General features: G+C 59.7%; 1 protein-coding gene and 1 pseudogene. Both read right to left on the bottom strand.

Going from position 1 to position 5,858, the window contains the following annotated elements:
• Positions 1-264 (bottom strand): annotated as a pseudogene (locus tag QQJ86_RS16220) (DUF6630 family protein); the annotation flags it as partial.
• 215 nt (positions 265-479) lie between these two features.
• Complete coding sequence (locus QQJ86_RS16215) at positions 480-5,483, bottom strand: glycosyltransferase family 92 protein (protein WP_284322008.1); 5,004 nt, start codon at positions 5,481-5,483, stop codon at positions 480-482.
• Positions 5,484-5,858 lie beyond the last annotated feature (375 nt).

The raw sequence follows: 5,858 nt of genomic DNA, 5'->3' as shown, positions 1-5,858 counted from the left end.
CAAGGTCCGCGTGTCATCAGCGTCGACACGGAAACCCGAGCGCCAGTCGATCACCTGGCTGATCATCTGAATGGGCTCGATCTCATCCTCATCGGCATGACCTACTGCATCGCGGTAAGCCGCGAACTGCTGCAATGCCGTTTCCTCGTCGCCTGGATTGATCAACAACAGTAGCTGCCAGACACTCGCCTCTACTGAGTCGTCGCCATGCTCATCTTCGTCGAAGGAGTGCTCGGCATCGAAATCGTCGTCGGATGGGGTCATGGGTGTGCTACGAAAGGGTGGGGCAACATGATCGCGCGCGCGGAGCCTATTGCAAAGCGCAGCTCATAGGCTGGATGGCAATCTCAGCAACACCGTAGTTCAGCAGCAAACAGAAGATCGTCGCTTCTCCCGTAATCGTCTGGCATGCTCATATAGGAATGGTTGATAGATGGGATTGGCATCCTAGCCCACGAAGGTGCGCATCGGTACTTCGGTCAATTCGGCAACCAGGCATCGCGCCAAGCCACCAGTTTCTCGCCCTCCAGCATCCAATTCTTCAGCACCGCATCGCGCAGCGCATCGCCCGTCTTCGCCGCTGCATCCAGATCATCCAGATGCATGCGGATTGCACTGACCCATTCCTTGTAACGGTTCTTCACGCGCGTCACCGGCAAATCGGTTTGGTAGGGAACGATATCGGTGCAGATCACCGGGAAGCCGCAGGCGCCGTATTCGAGCAGGCGCAGGTTGCTCTTGCACTCGTTGAACGCGTTCTCTTCGAGTGGCGCCAGCGCAAGATCCAGATTCAATGAAGAGAGTTTGCGCGGGTACTCTTCGATCGGTACGCCGGTGTGGAATTCGTGCACGTAAGGACGCAGCTTGTCGGGGCACATGCCGAAGAAAACCCACTCCACTTCGTTGGCAAGATCGCGTACCACGTCGGCGATTAGTTCCAGGTCGCCGCGATGCGATGAACCGCCGCCCCAGCCGACGCGTGGCTTGCGGCTTACGCGCCGTTGCGACGGCAGATCACTCCACCAATCCACCGGCAGTTGATTCAGCACGACACGAATATCGGAGTGGAAGCCCTTGAATTCTTCAGCCAACGCATTGGTGGAGACCACGAAGCGGTCCACGGTAGACAAGGCGCGGCGCAAGGACTTCACCACATCCTTGGGCATGATGCCGTGGAACATGCTCTTCACAGGAATCTGCTGGATCAGGTCGTCCAGCTCGAACACTTTGAAGGCTTTGGAATAGTCGCGATAACTTTCCAGCAACTTGAGCTGGTGTTCGTTGATCTGTCGCTGCAGCACCAGCGATGTGGGCTGGAAGCGCTCCATCGCCACGGGTGTCAGGTGCACGCCTGCAATCACGCCTTCGATCATCCCTCCGCGCTGCATGGATGCGAACGGCTGGCGGATACGGTAGTGGCCGCAACCGTGTTCATCGGCGGCCACGCAGAACATGCGTGGCAGCAGCGGGCTGGCGAAAGGTTGCCAGGACTTGCTGCGCAGCGGATCGAGTTCGAAACCTGTGCCGTCGATGCTGAGATTCGTGCTGTACGCCGGATCGCGCGCAAGCAGCTTCAGCCACTTGCGGTACATCGCTCCCTGTTCGCCTTCGAAGCGTTTCTGCTTTGCTTCCTGTGCCGTCCTGTCGACTTTGTTTTGGCTGACGTTGCCGACGTGCATCAGGCGTGCGTAAGGTGTCCACACGGTGAGATAGCCGGCCTGCTGCACTTTCAGGCACAGGTCGACATCGTTGTAGGACACCTTGAAATCCTGCTCGTCGAAGCCACCGACTTCGTCGTAGACCGATTTGCGGATCATCAGGCATGCCGCGGTGACGGCGGTGTAGTTCTGATCCACGCGCAGGCGATGCATATAGCCGTCCGACTCCATCGGCTGGCCGATGAATGGGTGATCGGCAGGACCGCGCAACCCCAACACCACGCCACCGTGCTGAATGCGGCCATCTGGGTAATGCAGCTTGGCGCCGACAATGCCCACTTCCGGACGCTGCGCATGATTGAGCAGCGCTTCAATCCAGTCCGCGTGCAGCACGGCGGTATCGTTGTTGAGCAGGATCAGGTATTCGCCGCGCGCGTGGGCGGCGGCGAAATTGTTGATGGCCGAGTAATTGAACGGATGCGGATAGCGCAACACGCGCAACTGTTGGCTGTTCAAGCGCTCGATGCCGTCGAGATAGACACACGCTGCCGGTTCATCGGTGTTGTTGTCGATGATCAACAGCTCGTAGTTGAGGTAGCTGGTCTTGGACAGCAGACTATCGATCAGGCCATTGAGCAGTGGCAGCTGATTCTTGGTCGGCACGATGATCGACACCAGCGGCTGGCGCGCATGCTGATACACCACGCGATTGAAGCCAGGCAGCGCGCCGGGCTCCATGCGATGCGGTACGCGAATACGTGTCAGATGGTCCGACACGATATCTGCGCTATGCGCCTTCACGGTTTCGGTCCCCAACCAATGGCTGTACGGCTGCGCGGCGCGATACATCACTTCGCCGATATGGCCGATGGCTTGCAGGCCGTCGGTCTCGATCAGGCGGAACAGCAGGTCGCTTGGAGCCATGTCGTCATAGCGTACCTGCAGACCGCCTAGTTCCATGCAGCGCTGTCGCGCAAAGGCGAGTGCACGGCCTACGTAGGGATAGCTGCGCAGCATGTCCAGATTGAAGTCCGGTTTGAAAATCGGCTGCTCAAACGCACCGTTTTTCGCTTGCGTGTCTTCATCGACATAGATGGCGCGCACATAAGGATGCGACACCACTCGCTCGGCCAGTAACAACAAGGCGGCCGGGTGCAGCAGATCGCCCGCATACAGTAGTTGCACCCAGTCTGCGTCGCTGGCGGCGATCTCGTCGTTGAGCCGCTCCATAGGATTGCCGTTGTTGCTGAGTACGCTAACCCGATAGTGCGGATACTGCTGCGCTTCCAGACTGGTCTGGGTGATATGCATGGCATCCACGTCGTTGTCGTGATCGATCACGATCACTTGCATGCGCGGCGCGCCGTGTACTTCGATGCGACGAAGCGCCTGTGCAACAGCGGTTTCGCTGAGCTGCTGCTGCGCCTGCCATTGCTTGTAGAGATCCGAAGGCGGCGGGGGAATCAGCCACTCCGGAATGATCTTGAGGTGGCGATCGGTGCGATTCCAGCAATCGCCTTCGTGGATTTCGCGGGCGAAAGCCTCGTTGATGTTGCGGCCATGTCCGATCCATTCCGCCGAGGCGTCGATCATCAGGCGCTTGCACAACCATGTAACGCGTTCGGTCGGCGAGGCCAGTCCGAGCAGCGATTCCAGTCCCGCTTCATAGGCGATCTGCCACAGCCCGACATAGACCGGAATCTGCTTCTCTACCGGTTGGCGCGCACGCCACTCGCCGCCGCGGAAGGCAAGGCTTTCGCCGTCCACATCCAGATAGACGTGCGCGGGCAGGGCGTCGAGCCACTCGCCAGGAATCTTGTCGTCCTCGCCGGCCTGCGCGTAGATCAGCGCGCTCCATTTGCGTAGCAAAGCAACCAGCAAATCGGTGCGCTGCTCGTGGATCGCACGGCGTATCAGGACCAGCAAGGAACGTCCGGGAGCGAGCGGATAGGGTTCCCGCACGGGATCGAATGCCGAGCCGATCCAACTGGCTTCTGGCGATAGCGCGCGTGGTACGACCTGCACGCTGCCTTTCTGTTGCACGTATTCGGTGATGGTGTTGCCGGCTGGGATGCGATTGTCGGCGAAGCTTTGGGCCAGCACATCGTTCCGCAGCATCGAAGGTGCGCCGCGGCGATGGGCCATCAACAGGAATCCCGGCGCGTACTCAGCCAGTGTGCCGGCTTCGAAGTGCATCTCCCATTGCGTTGCCTCCTTGCCGGCTTCACGAAGCAACGGACGTTGGGCGATCAAGTCGTCCAGCCGCAGCGCAGGGGCCACTTGTTGCGGCTGGGCGGAGATAAGCACCTCCGGCAAGAGCGCATCGGGAAACGCGAGCCGTACATCGATCGCAGCAAGGCCGGCGGCGCGCAAAGCCGCTTCGATCTTGGCGCGTGAGGGAATGTTCTTATTACCTGGTGACGCCTGGCGATTGGGCGTGGCTAATATCAATGTGCCATCGGGTTTCAGCGCTGCAGCGGCGATCGCGATGGCATCGCGCAAGCCTTCGCCGCGCGGCCATGCTTCGGCGTAATCGTCGGCGACGGTCACCGATACCACGTCGTAGTCCGGCCGCAGTGCCAGTTCACGCAGGCTGGTCTGGAACACGCGCACGTGCGGACAGTCGCGCAGTCGCGCCGCGGCGACACGCGCCCAATGCGGCGCAAATTCAATCGCATCCACTGCGCAACCGCGCTCGGCCCATGCACGTGTCAGTGCGCCGCCACCGCAGCCAATCTCCAGCACGCGCGCGCCTGGGGGAAACGTGTCGAAGGCCTGCAACAGATTGGCACGCCGCGGCGACAGATGCAGCGCGCTGGTGCGGCTATGGATCTCCTTCACCAGCGTTGGCGAAAACACACTGATGTCGGTCGCTTCACGCACCAGATCGTACAGCTGCGTGGCGATGGGATGGATCGCCTTGTGTGCATGACGATCACGCAATGGCGAATGCCACACGCCTTCATCGTTCTGTACAAATGCTTCCAGTGGCCAAGTGGACGGCAATACGCCGAGCTGAGCGACCACGCGCAGTACGGTGTCGTCATGCGCGGTATTGAGGACTTGTTCGTGCGCGAGGAATTCGTTCCAATCGCGTGCGCCGCTGCCATCGGCGAAGCCACGATTGAACTTGTGGCGGCATTCGTCTTCCGATTTGCTCCAATAGTGATTGATGCGCAGTGCATTGACCGACACTTTGGCGGTGAACGGGCCGTCAATCGGCTGCCCGTTCTCGTCCACCGCGCGGGCGTTGTTGGTGTAGAGCATGAAGTGTGCGTTCTTGCAGGCCACCACCTTGGACGGCTGCACGATACTTTTTATATGTGCGTTTTCCGAACGATAGCTGCCGTCAGGCAGGCGCAGATGCGCATACTGCACACCGCCGTTGAGGTCGCCACGGCGCAGGTAATTCTCCAGCACACCGCCTTCCGGCTTTTGCTTGTGGCCGGAGGAACCGAACATCACCCAGTTCACCCCTACGCCGGGATGGTCCGCGTAATCGGCCAGCACGTCGGGCAAAAGTTTGGCGCCGGGCGAGAACAGGAACTCGTCCACGTCGATGAAGGCAATCCAGTCCGCCTCGCTGCCGTGCGTCTTCAAGCAGTGTTCGTACGCCTGCAGCTGTGCCGGATGCTGTGGCCATTCGTGCAGCACCACCGCGCCCGAGGCGATGTGCGGCTGCAATGCGTCAAGGTAACGATCGGAGCTGTTGTTGTTATAGAGATAGAACCGCTCCACGCCCATGAGCTGATGGAACTCGACCCATTCGCGCAGGTACACGGCCTCATCCTTGAACACCGCGCAAATCGCAAGCATGCAACGCATGTGGTTTCCTCGTCTTGATCGATAGGGCGCGTCGCGCTGGCGTCGGAAATCTGACGCTTCCGACGCGGCAGTGCCGGATATACGAGGGTGGGAGCAATGTTGGTGCCAACGGTGGTTTGCTCCCTCTCCCGCATCTTTAATCAAAGATGGGGGAGAGGGTTGGGGTGAGGGGTTAACCTAGCCTCACCATTGAAATGTTCGCGTAGGTTGGTGGTGAGCGTGAGCGAACCCCAACATATGCGTGGTGTTGATGCATGTTGTGTTGTTGTGGCATTGCCTGCGGCGCTTCCGGTCGCGAAGCGACCGGGTCACTTTTCTTTGCTGGCCCAAAGAAAAGTAACCCAAAGAAATGGCCTAAAAGGCTCACAGCATGGG

Source organism: Dyella acidisoli, assembly GCF_030160295.1.
Classification (GTDB): domain Bacteria; phylum Pseudomonadota; class Gammaproteobacteria; order Xanthomonadales; family Rhodanobacteraceae; genus Dyella_B; species Dyella_B acidisoli.
Note: the sequence above shows the minus strand (reverse complement) of the source record. Positions and strands in the feature narration are given on the sequence as shown.